General features: G+C 48.7%; 13 protein-coding genes and 1 pseudogene. 9 read left to right on the top strand and 5 right to left on the bottom strand.

Going from position 1 to position 16202, the window contains the following annotated elements; translation table 11 throughout:
- The first annotated feature begins 121 nt into the window (after positions 1 to 121).
- From AC07UI_RS18685 to AC07UI_RS18645, 9 genes are all read left to right on the top strand, one after another.
- Entirely contained in the window at positions 122 to 1318 is a 1197-nt protein-coding gene (locus tag AC07UI_RS18685; protein WP_494993904.1) for an aminotransferase class I/II-fold pyridoxal phosphate-dependent enzyme, read from the top strand.
- Complete coding sequence (locus AC07UI_RS18680) at positions 1315 to 2268, top strand: 2-hydroxyacid dehydrogenase (protein WP_494993903.1); 954 nt, start codon at positions 1315 to 1317, stop codon at positions 2266 to 2268. Before AC07UI_RS18685 ends, AC07UI_RS18680 begins: the two co-directional genes overlap by 4 nt.
- Positions 2269 to 2598: 330 nt before the next feature.
- The gene (speD, locus tag AC07UI_RS18675; protein WP_494993902.1) at positions 2599 to 2970 is read left to right on the top strand and encodes an adenosylmethionine decarboxylase; all 372 of its coding nucleotides are present in this window, start codon (positions 2599 to 2601) and stop codon (positions 2968 to 2970) included.
- Between the two features lie 69 nt (positions 2971 to 3039).
- Positions 3040 to 3906, top strand: coding sequence for a spermidine synthase (locus AC07UI_RS18670; protein WP_494993901.1), 867 nt, complete (start codon positions 3040 to 3042; stop codon positions 3904 to 3906).
- Between the two features lie 191 nt (positions 3907 to 4097).
- Positions 4098 to 5510: a phenylacetate--CoA ligase family protein gene (locus AC07UI_RS18665; protein ID WP_494993900.1), complete on the top strand. Its 1413-nt coding sequence runs from the start codon at positions 4098 to 4100 to the stop codon at positions 5508 to 5510.
- A gap of 2 nt (positions 5511 to 5512) precedes the next feature.
- Entirely contained in the window at positions 5513 to 7009 is a 1497-nt protein-coding gene (locus AC07UI_RS18660; protein ID WP_494993899.1) for an ATP-binding cassette domain-containing protein, read from the top strand.
- Between the two features lie 59 nt (positions 7010 to 7068).
- Positions 7069 to 8079 (top strand): ABC transporter ATP-binding protein, encoded by a 1011-nt coding sequence (locus AC07UI_RS18655; protein WP_494993898.1) that lies wholly within the window; start codon positions 7069 to 7071, stop codon positions 8077 to 8079.
- A gap of 69 nt (positions 8080 to 8148) precedes the next feature.
- Positions 8149 to 8871 (top strand): ABC-2 family transporter protein, encoded by a 723-nt coding sequence (locus tag AC07UI_RS18650; RefSeq protein WP_494993897.1) that lies wholly within the window; start codon positions 8149 to 8151, stop codon positions 8869 to 8871.
- Positions 8872 to 9642: an ABC-2 family transporter protein gene (locus AC07UI_RS18645; protein WP_494993896.1), complete on the top strand. Its 771-nt coding sequence runs from the start codon at positions 8872 to 8874 to the stop codon at positions 9640 to 9642.
- Between the two features lie 372 nt (positions 9643 to 10014).
- Here the strand turns inward: AC07UI_RS18645 and fabB are convergent, their stop codons facing one another.
- The 5 genes and pseudogenes from fabB to AC07UI_RS18620 all read right to left on the bottom strand — a co-directional run.
- Positions 10015 to 11235 (bottom strand): beta-ketoacyl-ACP synthase I, encoded by a 1221-nt coding sequence (gene fabB, locus AC07UI_RS18640; protein ID WP_494993895.1) that lies wholly within the window; start codon positions 11233 to 11235, stop codon positions 10015 to 10017.
- 11 nt (positions 11236 to 11246) lie between these two features.
- Complete coding sequence (fabA, locus tag AC07UI_RS18635; RefSeq protein WP_494993894.1) at positions 11247 to 11762, bottom strand: 3-hydroxyacyl-[acyl-carrier-protein] dehydratase FabA; 516 nt, start codon at positions 11760 to 11762, stop codon at positions 11247 to 11249.
- Between the two features lie 303 nt (positions 11763 to 12065).
- On the bottom strand, positions 12066 to 13967 hold the full coding sequence (locus tag AC07UI_RS18630) for an ATP-binding protein (protein ID WP_494993893.1): 1902 nt from the start codon (positions 13965 to 13967) through the stop codon (positions 12066 to 12068).
- Positions 13964 to 14896 (bottom strand): ABC transporter substrate-binding protein, encoded by a 933-nt coding sequence (locus AC07UI_RS18625; RefSeq protein ID WP_494993892.1) that lies wholly within the window; start codon positions 14894 to 14896, stop codon positions 13964 to 13966. Before AC07UI_RS18625 ends, AC07UI_RS18630 begins: the two co-directional genes overlap by 4 nt.
- A gap of 36 nt (positions 14897 to 14932) precedes the next feature.
- Positions 14933 to 16009, bottom strand: a pseudogene (locus AC07UI_RS18620) (TonB-dependent receptor domain-containing protein); the annotation flags it as partial.
- Positions 16010 to 16202 lie beyond the last annotated feature (193 nt).

Below are 16202 nucleotides of genomic sequence, written 5' to 3'. Positions count from 1 at the left end.
TAATCTCTTTTTATGTATATCTAATCCTTATATGTTTGTGTTCAATCCGTCGAATAATGATTTGATAAGAAGAGCGTTGCATATCCCAAATATAAGCCGCCGAGCGGAGCTATAATCTTAAATGAAAACTCTACCTGATCACAAGAATAATAATTTGACCGAGCTTGAAGTCTTTGGCTTGTCTGCCCAATACAATCTTGCGGATGGCCATAGTTATATTTCGGCGAAGACGCATTTTAATTCTGTATTGTTGGAGTTACCTGAGTTGTGGGATTCCGCAGTCGAAATTCCCATCCCGGAAATGGAGAAGCTTTTCAAAAATAAATTTGCAGAATACTTTGCCCTGGACGGTTTGAGGAGACACGAATATTTTTCGGTTTGTCCCACCGCGTCCAATAGCATAGATATCGTCGGTGCGTGGGCGCGGTCAATGAACTACAAGGTCGGGCTCGTTGAACCGACATTTGATAACCTTGCTCAATTGTTGCGGCGTAGGGAAGTAGCGCTCGAGGCCATTCCTGAAGTTGTATTTACCGATCTGGTTTTACTGGAAGAGTTTGTCCAGGATAAGCAGCTCGACGCCTTGTTCATGGTTAATCCCAATAATCCAACGGGGTTTGTTATTGATGCTGTCGTGATGTCGAATATTATTGATATGTGCTATCGGCGCGATGTGGTCTTGATACTCGACACCTCTTTCCGGTTCTGCCACCAGACTAGCATAGACGAGTACGCAATTCTTAATGATAAAGGCTTGTCATTTGTCATTCTGGAAGATACGGGCAAGCAATGGCCGACGTTGGATACCAAGGCCAGCCTACTTTCATATAGTGCAGATTTGGCTCGTGATATCCGGAATATTTATGAGGAAGTGTACCTGTGTTGCTCAAATTTTTCATTGAGAGTGATCATCGCATTTATTGATGCGACCCTGAAAAATGGTGGGCTTTCTTACATGCATTCAATCGTCATTAAAAATATTGAGATCGCACAGTCAGAGCTCGCAAACTCCTTGGTCACAATTGAGACGGTGGCGCCAGACTCCACAATGACGGTCATCTGGCTCAACATCGAGAGAACGGGTCTTTCTGATCTCGAACTGACTGATTATCTTGCCAAGTATGATGTGGCTGTCTTGCCAGGTAGATACTTTTACTGGAACAGCCATCATGTCTCTGGGCATAACCGTATCAGGATTGCTCTCATGAAACCGGATGCGCAATTCGGTTTTTCGATTTCGCGTTTAAAACAAGCGTTAACAGATCTTGAGGCGTTCAAGGCTTCAAAAAAAGAGTGTTTAGCGGAGATTCTAGAATGAGAAAGGTTCTGGTTACAGGGGATTTTGATATTGGGGAAAACGAATTTCCAAGCGGCTTCGAACTCGTTCATATTCGATGTCCAGTTGATGAGCAGCAAATTCTAGACATCTTACCTGGCGTGCAAGACTATATTCTGGGGGGACCGGAGTTTTTATCTGCTGGCCTGATTGACGCCGCCGCTCGGCTAGAGAACTTAATAGTGATGGGAACCGGTATCGCCAGCTTCGTGGACATAGAGCATGCGACAAAAAAAGGCATTCGATTAGCCAATACGCCAAACATGAATTGTCAGGCAGTGACAGAGTTTACGCTGGCCATGATCACTGGCTGTTTAGCAAAAGTATTTGAAAGTGTCGAGTGTGTCAAAGAGGGTACCCGCTGGATTCAAACACCTAGGCCTTCATTGTCGAACCTGAATATAGGTTTTGTTGGAATGGGCGCCATTGGTAGTGAAATGGCTCGCAATCTTCACATGCGAGGGTGTAGAAGCATGCATTACTGGTCTAGAAGCCGGAAAGTCGATCTGGAGGCGTCACTGGGTTTACGATACAGTTCTCTGAAGGATATTGTTAAAACGGCTGATGTGCTATGCATTCATGTGACTGGATGCCCTGAAACCAGGCACCTTATTAACGGGGCTGTGCTAAAGAACGCGTCGCCAACGCTATCGATTTTCAATATGTCCAGTTCGAAAATAATTTGTCCGGCGGCACTTAAAGACTATCTCCAGAGCAACAAAGCGGCGTTCTGTTTTATTGATGGCTATTACAATGAATGGGTAGATAATAAAGGGCAACATGATGATCCACATGGCCTACTTTCTCTACCCCCCCAGAGTTTGATTGTCACCTCGCACTTGGCGGCCCAAGAACAGAACGCCGTCAATAAAATATTTGCTCGGGCAGCGGCGTTGGTCCGTGAGTTTGCGCTTGAGGAGATAAAGCCATGAGTCGTGTACATAGGTGCGCTCATTTCTAAAAGACAAGGTGCATGCACCTGCTCCCGATTATTAGTGATATCTGGGCTGCTTATCATAACGTTCACTTACGGTAACAACGCATCTCGTTTTTTGCGGGCACTTGAGAGTCTACAATTAATCAGCATTATAACTAGCACGCTATCGTCGCTGCACTGAGTACATTCACCCCGAGTTTAATCAGAGAGCAGGAGTTCTTAGTATCAAAATATGGCTGAAATATTTTTTATCTTTTTTTGACTTTATTTATATACCTGCTGTCCGTAAATTTGCTTTCGCCATCAATCTTTCTAGAGGTTATAGATGAAAAAAGCTGACACTATCATTGGAAAACATTTACTCGGTGAGTTACACAATCTAGAACCCTCCCAACTGGATGATATAGAGCGTCTAACCGAGATACTCAATACTGCTGTGAAACAATCGGGAGCAACCGTTTGTGGGCAAATCAGAAAGAAGTTTATTCCTCAAGGCGTAACCGTTCTATTGCTCCTTGAAGAGTCCCATGCCTCATTTCACTCCTATCCTGAGCGCGGGTCTCTATTTCTCGACATCTTCACCTGCGGTGAGCAATGTGATCCTGATCGCGCGTTTCGATACATTTGTGAATTCCTGAATGCGAAAGAATTCAATATAAGAGTTATTCCAAGACACCTGAATGCGCAGTCGTCCTAAATAAGTTTCGTGGTTGAAATAAATTATCGAACACCATGGAGTCATCGCCAGATGAGGAGAGTATATAACATGAACAGCAATATCGAACCTATGTTACATATCGAGCCGATTTCAAAGGGAGTATCTCGTGTATGGGAAATTTATGAAACCATTTTCGAACAGAAAACAGCATTCCAAACATTGAAAATTGTTAATACTGCCCATGGCGCTACTCTGTTCTGTGATAACGAGAGACAAAGCTCGGAGTTGAGCCAACTGGCTTACCACGAAGGGCAAGTAATGCCCGCATTACTCAGCATGGCGACATTGCCGAAAAAAGCGCTGGTCATAGGTTCCTCTGAAGGGGTTGCTATTGATATTCTGCAACAAGCCGGCGTCGAACAGATCATCCATGTTGATATCGATGAGGACTGCCTGAAAGCCTGCAGTAAGTATCTTCCTTACGGGTATACGCCGGAAGATGTCGAGCTTTATCTCGCGGGTACGGAATCGATCCGGATCATCATTGATGACGGATACCGCTTTATTCAGTCAGAAATCAATGCAGGCAACACCTACGATCTGGTGGTAATGGATATACCCGATGAAGGTATTAATACACAAGCGCTATATGAGGTTGAATTTTGGACACAAATAAGACATTTGTTAACGCCAACCGGGGCTTTTATTACGCAAGCAGGAAACTCATGTTTATGGCGATGTGAAACGCTTAAAAAATCCTGGAAGCGAATGAACGAGGTTTTTGAGCATGTTACCTATTTTGAGGTCGATGAACAAGATTGGGTGTGGTTGGTCGGGCACGCTAACACTCATAAATTGTCAGTAAGTGAAATGAAAGAAAATCTGGAGAGCAGTCGCTACCGGCCAGTCTTTATTGACTCTGAGTCCTTACAGCGATCAGTTATGTCTCCTCGAATTTTTCGTATGGAAAGTTGAGAAAAAATACCATGCCAGAAACATCGCGCTAGCTACAAAGAATACGTTAACTCTAATGATGGCGCTGATCCTCCGATACATCTAAAAACAGAGGCGAGAGCTTTTTAAGTGTTTCGACAGTCGATTGGTTCAATATGGTCAACTGTCGCAAACAATAGATCATCGCAATCTAAATACAGATAGGCTTTTCAATGAGTAATTTTGAAATCTTGGGAAAAATCTATAGTTCACAACTAGAAGACGGCAACATAGCACTGATAAAGCAACTGGCAGCACAAGCGTTAAGGCCTCGAACAGATAGTTATAAATTGCAAGGCAAAGCCTTGGAGTTTTGGTCAAAAAAATCGGAGTTGATGAGCGGGTTTTTATGCAAGTCAGAAATGGAAATAAAAAAATTCCAGTTGTTGAAAATAAAAAAACTAATCGATAATGCGTACAGAAACGTTCCTTTTTACCGTGAGCTTTATGGGGCTGCAGGTTACGAAGTTGGAGGTATCTCAAGCTTCTCGGACTTTGAGCAACTCCCCATAATAAACAAAACCCTTCTCAACAGTTTTGACGCAAACCACAGAGTGAACGCTCCGGAGCGTCTTGAGCAAGCTCATACATCACGTACATCCGGTTCAAGCGGAAAGCCGTTTACAGTTTACAGCGATGACGACGATATCATTCTGGACCATGTTCAGGTGATGCGTTTTTATAATTCATGCTTGAAAACCCCCTTGCAAAAAAACGACTGGATTTATGTACTTCATCACTCAGGGTTGGCGTTTTCGTCACTTCAAGGAGATTATAGAACCTTTCAATTACCCGATTTACTCCCGGACACACCGCTGGGCGAACATCTGCTTTTTTTGCGCCCCAGACTGCTCATAATATTACCCAGTTATCTCCCACTAATACTTCAGCATAAGACAGAATTAAAACTGAGTGGCGTTGAGGCGATTTTAACCAACTCTGAATCCAGCACGCAGCTTGAACGGTCGTATTATTCGAAGGCTTTAGGCATTCCTATATTCGACGAATACAGCTCTGAAGAAATTGGGCTCATTGCAATACAATGCGCCCATGGTCATTACCATGTCATTGAAGATGGTGTGTACCTCGAGATTGTAAATGCCGATGAGCAAGATTTTGGTACTGTCATTTGTACGGATCTCAATAATGAGTTAATGCCGTTGATAAGATTTGATCATGGTGATATCGCCAGAAAAACCGTGCTTCAAGGAAGTTGCGAATGTGGCAGCGCCTGTACATCACTCGATGAGATTAACGGTAGACGAGATGATGCTTTCCGTACTCGCGAACATAAACTTGTCCCAAGTGCGTCTATTCTTGCTGCTGTAGACGATATCTTAATTACACCAGACAAGACATTAGAAAAGTTCCGTTTAATACAAAAAGACGCGGAAACAATTGAGTTGATCACGTGCTATGTTGGTATGCCCTATAAAAGTATGGCGGAAATATTGCAACATTTAAGAGATCGGTTATCTCACTTGTTTGGTTACTCTATTACACTGTTGCATCAGGAGCTTGAAATAATGCCCGAGCAAAAATCGTATAAACGTAAAAGCCTCGTGCGAGAGTGGGAAGTAAATTAGTTATGTCACTGGTTAAGCTAGAAAACCTATCGTTGTCCTTTAATGGAAAATCGCTTTTTTCGAATCTTAATTTGTCCATCAATAGTGGCGATAGCTTAGGTATTGTTGGCGATAACGGATCAGGAAAAAGCTCATTGCTTCGCTGTATTGCAAAGCAGTTGGATGATCATGAAGGCAATATTACCCACTCAAGAGGTCTGCGTTGTCAGTATGTAGAGCAGGGCTTTCCCGATCAGTGGAATGAATCAACGGCCTTTGAAATTTTGGAGAACTGCTTATCTGACCCTGTTACTGATAAATGGAAAGCGGAATATATCTTTGAGTTGTTCAACTTTCCAATGCCCTTTCGGCCTCTGCTTGTCAGTCAGCTGAGCGGTGGCTGGAAAAAAGTGCTGATGATTGCCAGGGCGGTTCTTCTAGAGCCTGATTTACTGTTACTAGACGAACCCACAAATCATTTGGACCAGACTCATATCGCAAACATCATTCGTCTACTTAGAGACAGTCATGTCATCCCTGCATTTGCGGTGATCAGTCACAATCGGGATTTTTTAGACTCGGTAACCCAAAGTACGTTGTTTCTCCATGATAGATGCTTTTCTCATTTTAGTGTCTCATTTACACAGGCTAGAAAGTTACTTCTAGAACAAAAACAGGCCGCTTCAAACTCCCGAATTGAAGCCATGAATGAAATTCACAGATTGAAAAAAAGCGCGCAGTTCCAACGTCAGTTAGGGGTGAATAACTATAGTGATAGGGCGTTGCAAAAGGCTAAGCAAATGGAGAGGCGAATTAAAAGTCTCGAGGCTGCGGTGCCAGAGAAGCACATGTCACTTAAAAAAGAAATCACCTTGGAAGTTGAAGAATTCAACGCTAAAAAACTTATACACATCGACGGGTTGAAGTTGCATTCAGCTGAGGGTGCCTTATTGTTTACTATCAATTCATTGATAGTAAACAGAGGTGATCGATTGGTTATTTCTGGAGCGAATGGTTGTGGTAAAAGTACTTTGCTCAAAACAATTTTTTCCAACACAAACCTCAGTATCAAACTTGGCCCTTCTGTAAAAATAGGTGTTCTTGATCAAGAATTTTCTTCATTACCGCTGGAGGCTAAAATTTTAGAGTTTGTTACTGAGAATTTTGAGCTCGACCAACAGAAAGCTATTAATAGGCTCGCCTCTTCAGGCTTTTCTTACCAGGAGTCTCAAAAGAAAATTGGGCAGCTTAGCTACGGTGAGCGCGCACGCCTTGCCATGTTGACACTGCGCTTAAGTAATCCGAACTTTTTGATTTTAGATGAGCCGACCAATCATTTGGATATAAGCTCTCAAGAAATGCTGGAAAGCGAAATACAGCGTCTTAATCCAGCAGCGATAGTTGTTTCTCATGATATTAGATTTATTGAAAATATTGGAACTCGTTTTTATGAGATTGCAAACGGAATGTTTAAAGATGTCACCCCTCAGAGTAACAATATATCCCCAACCACTCCTTGATACGCAATGGTATCTGCAGTGTATGCCACCATACTTGACTAAGAAACTATAGGCCCCTTATGGACAGTTTGATTAGCGTAACGTCAGTCAACAAAAATTATTTTTTGGCCAGGGAGACAGTAGGTATTGGGGGGTGGTGCAAGCAATTAATAAAACCAGAATATGAGACTTTCCAGGCACTTAACTCGATAGATTTTGCTGTTCAAAAAGGCGCCGCTGTCGGGTTTATTGGACCTAATGGGGCAGGTAAGTCTAGTTTAATAAAGATCTTGTGTGGAATACAAAAGCCTTCCTCAGGCTCCGTGAGGGTTCTTGGCTACGACCCAAGCCTTCGTGAGAAAGGCTTTCTCAATAAAATAGGTGTTGTGTTTGGTCATAAAACATCGCTGTGGTGGGATCTGCCAGTCATAAAAAGCTTCGACACGTATAGTAAAATTTACAATGTTAAAGATAGCGATTACCGTGAGCGTCTCGCGGAACTCACTGAGGCGTTGAATCTCAGCAAAGTCCTTCATAAACCGGTACGTAATCTTAGTTTAGGTGAGCGCGTGAAGTGCGAGCTTACATTGAATCTTTTACATTCCCCAAAACTAATTTTTTTGGATGAGCCCACTGTCGGGCTTGATGTTACATCCAAATACGAGATACGGAAGTATCTAAATTATAAAAGAAAGATAGACAACCTTTCCGTATTTCTTACAAGTCATGATTTGGGAGATATTGAGTCCTGCTGTGATGATGCCATTATCATCGATAAAGGCAAAATACGTTTTGATGGTTCGATGAGCGAATTAAGCGCAAATTTTAAAGCCAACGTAAAGTTAACCGTCAGTACTCAGGATGCAACCCAGAGCGAGGTCGGCCTTCTAGTGTTCAAAAAGGCCGTCAGAGAATTTCAAAACATAAGTATCCTCAACGATGGGTCAAATCAAACGACCTACCTTATCCCCAAGGTGTATTTAGGTTCAGTTTTCGATATGTTTCAGGGCGGTGTTTATGATCTAGAGGTCTCACCTCTGGACTTTGAGAGCAATGTCGTGAATCTTTTCAAAACATGGTCTGGTGAGTGACTCGTGAATAGTGCAGCTTATTTTAAACTTGTGCAAACGGGTCTGCTCTCGGTGTATAGAGATAGGTCAATGTTGATTACGGATCTTGTAATCGCCACAGGTGTACCTTTTTTCATACAATTTGCAATTTGGAGTTTTGTCTATGAGGGAGCGAACACTGATTCGCTGCCGCAATACAGCCTGGAAGAAACATACCTCTATTATGTTGCTGTGTTAGCGCTCAATCGCTTAAATAACTCCTACGATCTTATTCTTCGAGTGTCCGGCCATGTGCATGAAGGACAATTAGAAGGTATTTTTATAAAGCCTATCAGCTATTTTAAATACAATCTCTTTCTTTTTCTCGGTGAAAGTATTCTCTATTATATTCCCATAGTGATTATCGCTATATTTGTTATATTTTTGGGCTCGGGATGGTCTGGTCCCTTGGGGTTCATTGTATTGAGCTTGGTAAATTTGTTCTTTTGTTTTTTGCTGGGCTTTTTGATGTCGCTGTCTACATTTTGGTTGACTCGACCTGATATGACTCTCAGCTTTCAAGTTGTTCTGGCGAGCGTAATTGGTGGAACCCTTTTACCCATTGCATATTGGCCTGCCTACCTCCAGCCTTTAATGCAATATAATCCCTTTCGCCTGATAATCAGTGGGCCGGCAGAGTTTTTATTGCGTCCAAGTAGTGAGTTGGGTTTGGAGCTTTTATGCCTTTATATTCTTTGGTTTTCAATCATGCTAGTGGTCTGTAAGGTGACGTTTAAGTTTGCCAGCAACAAGTATTCGGGAGCGGGAGGTTAAATGCACATATTCAACCTGATTAAAAACTCGGCAAAAGAAGAGCTGAGATACAAGACTAACTTGTTCGGCGGAGTTTTGGCGCTCCTCACGCTTTACAGCCTGCAGTTCGTCTTTTTCGAGGTCATAAGCTCATTTGTTGTCACTGAAGAAAAAAATGCCAATTGGCTGCTGATTTTTTTCATGTCATATGCGTTGGGGAGCTTACTTGTAAATTTTTTTAGCTCGGCAATTACAGGCTTCTTTCGGCAACTAACTCGAGGAAGAATTGATACTTTGCTGGTGCGGCCTATCAATTTGCTTGTATTAATACTGTTAAGGTGGTGTCAAGTCTATTACCTTTTGGTCATGCTTTTATTGTTTGTCATCTGTCTCATTTCAAACAGGATTGATTTTCATCCATTTTTTGTTAACGTGTTTAACACTGGGCTTTATTTATTTGCGCTGGTGATTGGGGTGGTTGCCAGTGTTACTTTTCTTTTGGCACTCAACTCCTTCTCTTTCATTACCCAGCGTGATTTGCCGGTGGACTATATTCACTCATCCCTTTTTACGTTTGCGTTACTTCCTGCGACTTTTTACTCAAAAACGTTGTTGTATTTTTTTGTGGCAACCTTGCCAATGATTGTATTCGCTTCTGTCGCATTAGACGCGCTTTACAATGGAATAACCTTATTCGTTTCGGTGTTTTTTGCTGTAGTGACGGTCACGTTATTTTTTGTCGTCAGAGTTGTTTATGGTTTTTTTAATCGTTTCGATAGCATTGGAGGATGAGACAATTCTTTAAGGTCTGAATTAGCCGGCGAAAGTTGATGCCTTCCCCGTTTTGGGTGCAACATTCGGCGGTCCGAGTGTAAATAAAATCTTGGCTTCGCTTAAATCACGCAGCCCTTTGAATTGCACTTTTTCAAAGCGCTTTTGCGCATCACAGACGTATTTTTCCTGTACTCAACAGCTTTTTTCGCTCTGTCCACAGATTCGTCCGCCACATTCTCCGTTCAGCGCACCAGGTTGTGCACCAAACCTTGGCAAGCACCTGACCGTCGCAGCCGGAATAAGTCAAGTCTGAAGTAACAGCTAAAACCCGCCCAATAAAAAACGCCCCGAACCAGTCGGGGCGTTTTTATGTGGCGAGACGGCGAGGGCTTACTTACCCTGCCAGCGCTTCAGTACCAAGGTGGCGTTGGTGCCACCGAAACCGAAGCTGTTGCTCATCACGGTATTGATGGTGGCGTCTTCGCGAGTCTTGGTCAGGATTGGCATGTCAGCCACTTCCGGATCCAGTTCGTCGATGTTGGCGGAGCCCGCCATGAAGTTGCCTTCCATCATCAGCATGCAGTAGATCGCTTCGTGAACGCCAGCGGCGCCCAGGGAGTGACCGGACAGGCTCTTGGTGGAGCTGATGGCTGGAGCCTTGTCGCCGAAGACTTCACGTACGCCTTTCATTTCCGCGACGTCGCCGACCGGAGTCGAAGTGCCGTGGGTATTCAGGTAGTCGATCGGTGCGTCGACGGTGGACATGGCCATCTGCATGCAGCGGATGGCGCCTTCGCCGCTTGGAGCGACCATGTCGTAGCCGTCGGAGGTCGCGCCGTAGCCGACGATTTCCGCGTAGATCTTCGCGCCGCGAGCCAGAGCATGTTCCAGCTCTTCAACCACGACCATGCCGCCACCGCCAGCGATGACGAAACCGTCACGCTTGGCATCGTAAGCACGGGAAGCTTTTTCCGGGGTGTCGTTGTACTGGCTGGACAGTGCGCCCATGGCGTCGAACAGGAACGATTGGCTCCAATGTTCTTCTTCACCGCCGCCGGCAAAAACGATGTCCTGCTTGCCCATCTGGATCTGTTCCATGGCAGTACCGATGCAGTGAGCACTGGTGGCACAGGCAGAAGCGATAGAGTAGTTCAGGCCCTTGATCTTGAAGGGTGTGGCTAGGCAAGCGGAAACCGTGCTGCTCATGGTCCGCGTAACGCGGTATGGGCCGACACGCTTGACGCCTTTCTCGCGCAGGATGTCCAGCGCTTCCATCTGGTTGAGGGTCGACGCGCCGCCGGAACCGGCGATCAGGCCGGTACGCGGGTTGGAGACTTGCTCCTCGGTCAGGCCGGAGTCGACGATGGCATCTTTCATGGCCAGGTAAGCGTAAGCCGCTGCGTGGCCGACGAAGCGATAGATCTTGCGATCGATCAGCTCTTCGAGGTTAAGGTCAATGGAGCCGGAAACCTGGCTACGCAGACCCATTTCGGCATATTCCGGATTGAAACGGATGCCAGGGCGACTTGCACGCAGGTTAGCGGAGACGGTCTCTTTGTCATTGCCCAGGCACGAAACGATGCCCAGACCAGTGATAACGACGCGGCGCATGCGGATAACCCTTAGAAGTTGTCAGTGGAAGTAAATACGCCGACCCGAAGGCCTTCGGCGGTGTAGATCTCGCGACCGTCGACGGTGACAGAACCATCGGCGATGGCCATGTTCAGCTTGCCGCGCATGACGCGTTTGATCTGAATGTTGTAAGTAACTTTCTTGGCAGTCGGCAAGACCTGGCCAAAGAATTTTACCTCTCCTGAACCCAATGCGCGACCACGGCCTGGCAGGTCTTGCCAGCCCAGGAAGAAACCGACCAGTTGCCACATGGCATCCAGGCCCAGGCAGCCAGGCATCACCGGGTCGCCTTCGAAGTGGCACGCGAAGAACCACAGGTCCGGATTGATATCCAGCTCGGCGACCAATTCACCTTTGCCGTACTTGCCACCCTCTGCGCTGATATGGGTGATGCGATCCACCATCAGCATGTTCGGGGCGGGCAGTTGCGCGTTACCTGGGCCGAATAGCTCACCGCGACTGCAGCGCAGCAGATCTTCCCGGGTAAAGGCGTTTTGTTTGGTCATGCGAGCTCCTCAATAGTCCCATGCGGCAGGGTGGGGCAAATCTTCCCGACCGATCGAAGCGTTCATGCCTCGAATCGACAGCCTACTCATAGACTATTGCGTTGTAGTGAAAGTCACAGCACAAAGGGTATGAATGTACACTTGTGCACTGAAAATTTTATTCAGGCGCGTTTCAGGGCCTGTTTGGGTGCCTAAGACTGCCGCACTTTCGCATTTCACGCCAGTCGCAGATCGTCGAAACCTCTGTGCCAGGGTCTGTTGACGTTTGGTGCCGTCGCGGTTGTCACCAAACGTCAACAGACCCTAGTGCACCCAGCGTTGCAGAATTTGCTGCAAATCAGCACGTTTGAACGGCTTGGCCAGATAATCATTCATTCCGGCGTCAAGACAGGCTTCACGGTCTCCCTGCAAGGCATTGGCTGTCAGGGCGATGATCGGCAGCTCGGCGCAACCCGGCAGTTGGCGGATCTGGCGGGTGGCTTCATAGCCGTCGATAAGCGGGAGCCGGCAGTCCATCAGAATTGCTTCGAATATCAGGCTCTCAGCGCTGCGAATGGCTTGTGCGCCGTCGGTGGCGACGCTGACGGTAAAGCCCAGACTGCGCAGCATTGCCTCGATCACCGTCCGGTTGACCGGATTATCCTCGACCAGCAACACATTGCGACCCTCGCCATGGGTATGTCCTGACGGTACCCGCGTTGTCAGTGCCGGCAAGCTTTGTTGATACAGCGCCAACGGTATCTCCAGAGTAAAGACCGAGCCGCGTCCCTCCTCGCTCCGGGCGCGCAGAGTGCCGCCCATCCGCTCGGCGAGTGTACGGGCGATCGGCAGACCAAGCCCGGTGCCGCCATAGCGTCGGGAAATCGTGCTGTCGGCCTGTTGAAACGCATTGAACATCAGCTCCAGGCTTTGCTCCGGGATACCGATGCCGCTGTCACGCACGCTGCAGGTAAACCACAGCACCTGATGGTCCAGAGATTGCCATTGCGGTTCAATTGTCACGCTGCCTTGTTCGGTGAATTTCAGCGCATTGCCGATCAGGTTGACCAGGATCTGCCGGATTCGCGTCGGATCGCCCTGAACCTGCAGCGACTCCATGCCGGCCGGGATCCTCAGCTCGAGGCTCAGGCCGCGCTGCACCGCACTGTGCTGGAATGCCTGGGCGGAACTGGTGATCAGATCGGCAAGGTTGAACGGGATATGTTCCAGTTCCAGCGCGGCACGCTCGATGCGCGAGAAGTCGAGTATGTCGTTGATCACCTTGAGCAGGTGTTCGGTGGACTCTGAGGCAAGTGCCGCGTATTCGACCTGTTCCTCTGTCATCTCGGTGGTTTCGAGCAATTGCAGCATGCCCAGCACGCCATTCATTGGCGTGCGCAGTTCGTGGCTCATCATGGCCAGGAAGTCGGATTTGGCGTTGTTGGCCTTTTCCGCTTCTTCGCGGGTCTGGATCAGTTGGGCCATCGCCTGATGCTGTTCGCGGCTGGCTTGCTCGAGACCGGCGGCGAGGTTGTTGATATGCCGTGACAGGCTGCCAAGTTCGGCATCGTCGACGATCGGCAGCGGGGTGCTGTAGTCGCCCTGTTGAATGGCCTTGACCGCGTTACCCATGGCGCTGATTGGCTGCGACAGGCGTGCGGCCAGGCGGCGGGCGAGCAGGAAGGTGAACAACAAGGCAAACAACGCAAGGATTGCGGCCTTGAGCAGGATTCCCTGCTGGCGCTGACTGAAGGCATCGTTAGACATACCAACGATCACCCGACCCAGATAGTCCTCGGCAGGTGCTATGGCCGGTGAACTGCCGTCCTGAAAGAAATCATTGTTGAGCTTGATCCGTTGCAAGCGTACTGGCGCCTGGAATACTTCGACCTGTTGCGATCGATTGACAGTTTCCGAGGGCTGTTCGACGTACACCAGTATGTTGTTGGTGCTGTCCTGTACTTCCAGAAAACGCACATGTGAGATCGTCAGGGTGGCTTTCAACAAGCTCTCGAGCACCTCATTGTTGCCGGAAATCACCCCGTATTCGGTGGCCGGCGCCAGTTGGTTGGCGATCAGTTGTCCGGTGTGGTTCAGCTCCTGGCGCAAATCCTGAATCCGCACGAAGGTAAAGAAGCTGATCAGCAGCAATGTCAGCAGCAAGGCCGGGCCAAGGCTGATGATCTGGGTGCGGGTATTGATGTCCCAACGACGACGGAAGGTCATGGGCGGTTTTCTCCTTCGGCCAACCGGGTCGCGACAGACTGTTCGTCAATCGGTTCGATGCCCAGTGAGCGTGCCACTTGCGGGTTGCTCAATACTTTGAATCGTTGCGGATACAGTGCGCGCGGCCAGCTGGCGGTCGGGCGGTCGAGCAGGGTGTCGAGAGTGGCCAGCCAGTCGTTTTGATCGCTGTAGGTGCTGGCCAGGCTACCGGCCTTGACGAAGCCGGCATTGGGGCCGATCAGCGCCCGTTGCCGGGTATAACTGCTGAGTAGCAGATTTTTCGCGGTTTTCGGGCTGTACAGGTCGTAATCGTCGAGGCCCAGTAGCACGTCGCTGTCTTTCAGCAATGCCTGAAGCGGGCGGCTGTCACTGGTGTTGTCCCATCGTTCGGCGACGATTTCCAGCCCCAGCGGTTGTGCGGCCTGACGCAGTTCTTTCAAGAGAAATTCGCTGTGGCTGTGATAGAGCACGCCAACTCGCCGGGCTTGCGGCAGGATGCTCTGGGCCAGGCGCAGTTGCCGGTCCAGTGGAGGGTCGCTCCACAGCAGACTGAGTCGGGCAGGCAAGCTGTTGCCAAGACGTTGCCGTGCTTGCAGCCGACTGATGCGCAGTACCAATGTGGCCGGTCCCTGGGCGTCTTGCAGGCGCCAGTCCAGGCTCGGCAGGTCGAGCAGGATCAGTCGTGTGCCTGATGGCAGTTTGCTCGGCGCAGGCAGTTCAGTCAGCGAACTGAAGTGCACCGTGTCTTTGGGACGCAGTTGGCTCAAGGCTTGAGTGAAGGACTGCACGCCGGGGCTATCTTCGGCACCGGTCAGCAAAATGTCGGCGGCCCGGACCGTAACGCTTGCGAATAGGCAGACAAAGGCCAGGCACACTGATCTGAGCAGATGGCCAGGGGCTGGTGTCTCCTGTGACGGACGTTCATCCATGCTAGAACTCTAACTCCGCGCTGAAGTAGAGAACGTGGCGCTCATCCGCCAGTCGAGCTGGGTTTCGGTGCCTGAGAAACGTGAGGCGTTCGAGTTGCTGGCGATGTATTGGTTGTTACGCAGCGGTTCGCTGATCATTCCGGTTATTTCGTCGTAGAACAGCTTCATGTCGACGGTCAGCCCGATATCGGCAAAAAAGCCGTTGTAACCCAATTCTCGCGAACGCATGCGTTCTTTTTCGGGATCGCCCGGGCCGCGAGTCTTGACAAAGTATTGGGCGCTGGATTGTCCGTAGGCTTTGGGGTTCAGGTTGGTGACCTGATAACTCCAGTTGACGTTGTTCTCGAACATGTCAGGCGAACGGATGGCTTCTGAATACACGGCGCGCAGGCCGTGGCGCGGGTTGATCAGATAATTGACCGCCACCCGCGGAGTCAGCGAACTGCCAGTCAACCGGGTGTCTTCGAACATGGCACCGCCCTGGAGCAGCCAGTGCTCGCTTGCTCTCCACTCAAGCTGATCGAATAAGCGCCAGATGGTGTCGTCGAGGGTGCCATTGAAATAGGTCTCGGAGTCTGCCTTGTCATAACGATTGTTCATCCCGCTGACCAGCCGCAGGCTATCGGACAGGCTCAGGGTGTCCTGCAGTTCGAGATCGTAGCGTGATTCACGGGTGCTTTGGTCGATATCGCCGCACAGGGTTTGCCTGGCGCCACCTTTCCATTGCTCCAGGACCTGATTGGCCAGAGCCCGTTCCGTCGGCATCCCGCGTGGAGCTTGTGTAGCGGTGTAATTCTCCATGCGCCGCGCTTCGCTGGCGTTGGTACCGTGATAGTTCACCGTGGCCTGATTGCCGCTGATACTGCCGACCATCATCCCGGGCACCAGGCGCAACAGTTCGCTGATATCCCGGGCGCCGCTGGTCTTGATCAGCTCACTGTCGATTATCGTCATACTGTCGGGAACTGCCGCTGGCGACTGTTTCAGGCGTGTAGCGGTCAACACTTGCGGCAGTGGCCGGTTGTCAAGAAGCAGATCGTCGGCCAACAGCGGGTTGCTGAACATCAGCGCCAGGACCAGTGATGAGGGTGGATTGGAAGGGCCAAGGTACACGGCACAGCCTTGATAGCAGGTAATAGGCGGGCATGTTAACCGAGCTGGGCGGGTTTTCCAGTCGATAACCCCCGCCATTCATAGGTCGAGACAGTCAGATCCCGGCATCTAGCGGTAATTGATTGTGGGGCTGGCCGCCTGAAGGCTGCCCCGTATAATGCGGGCATCGCCACTGGTATGGATTAACGGATTG

The organism is Pseudomonas sp. GW821-FHT04C07 (assembly GCF_059420325.1).
Note: the sequence above shows the minus strand (reverse complement) of the source record. Positions and strands in the feature narration are given on the sequence as shown.

Excerpts from the sequence above, each read along its gene's own strand:
- AC07UI_RS18685 (WP_494993904.1), top strand. The coding sequence starts at position 122 with ATGAAAACTCTACCTGATCACAAGAATAATAATTTGACCGAGCTTGAA.
- AC07UI_RS18680 (WP_494993903.1), top strand. The coding sequence starts at position 1,315 with ATGAGAAAGGTTCTGGTTACAGGGGATTTTGATATTGGGGAAAACGAA.
- speD (WP_494993902.1), top strand. The coding sequence starts at position 2,599 with ATGAAAAAAGCTGACACTATCATTGGAAAACATTTACTCGGTGAGTTA.
- AC07UI_RS18670 (WP_494993901.1), top strand. The coding sequence starts at position 3,040 with ATGAACAGCAATATCGAACCTATGTTACATATCGAGCCGATTTCAAAG.
- AC07UI_RS18665 (WP_494993900.1), top strand. The coding sequence starts at position 4,098 with ATGAGTAATTTTGAAATCTTGGGAAAAATCTATAGTTCACAACTAGAA.
- AC07UI_RS18660 (WP_494993899.1), top strand. The coding sequence starts at position 5,513 with ATGTCACTGGTTAAGCTAGAAAACCTATCGTTGTCCTTTAATGGAAAA.
- AC07UI_RS18655 (WP_494993898.1), top strand. The coding sequence starts at position 7,069 with ATGGACAGTTTGATTAGCGTAACGTCAGTCAACAAAAATTATTTTTTG.
- AC07UI_RS18650 (WP_494993897.1), top strand. The coding sequence starts at position 8,149 with ATGTTGATTACGGATCTTGTAATCGCCACAGGTGTACCTTTTTTCATA.
- AC07UI_RS18645 (WP_494993896.1), top strand. The coding sequence starts at position 8,872 with ATGCACATATTCAACCTGATTAAAAACTCGGCAAAAGAAGAGCTGAGA.
- fabB (WP_494993895.1), bottom strand. The coding sequence starts at position 11,235 with ATGCGCCGCGTCGTTATCACTGGTCTGGGCATCGTTTCGTGCCTGGGC.
- fabA (WP_494993894.1), bottom strand. The coding sequence starts at position 11,762 with ATGACCAAACAAAACGCCTTTACCCGGGAAGATCTGCTGCGCTGCAGT.
- AC07UI_RS18630 (WP_494993893.1), bottom strand. The coding sequence starts at position 13,967 with ATGACCTTCCGTCGTCGTTGGGACATCAATACCCGCACCCAGATCATC.
- AC07UI_RS18625 (WP_494993892.1), bottom strand. The coding sequence starts at position 14,896 with ATGGATGAACGTCCGTCACAGGAGACACCAGCCCCTGGCCATCTGCTC.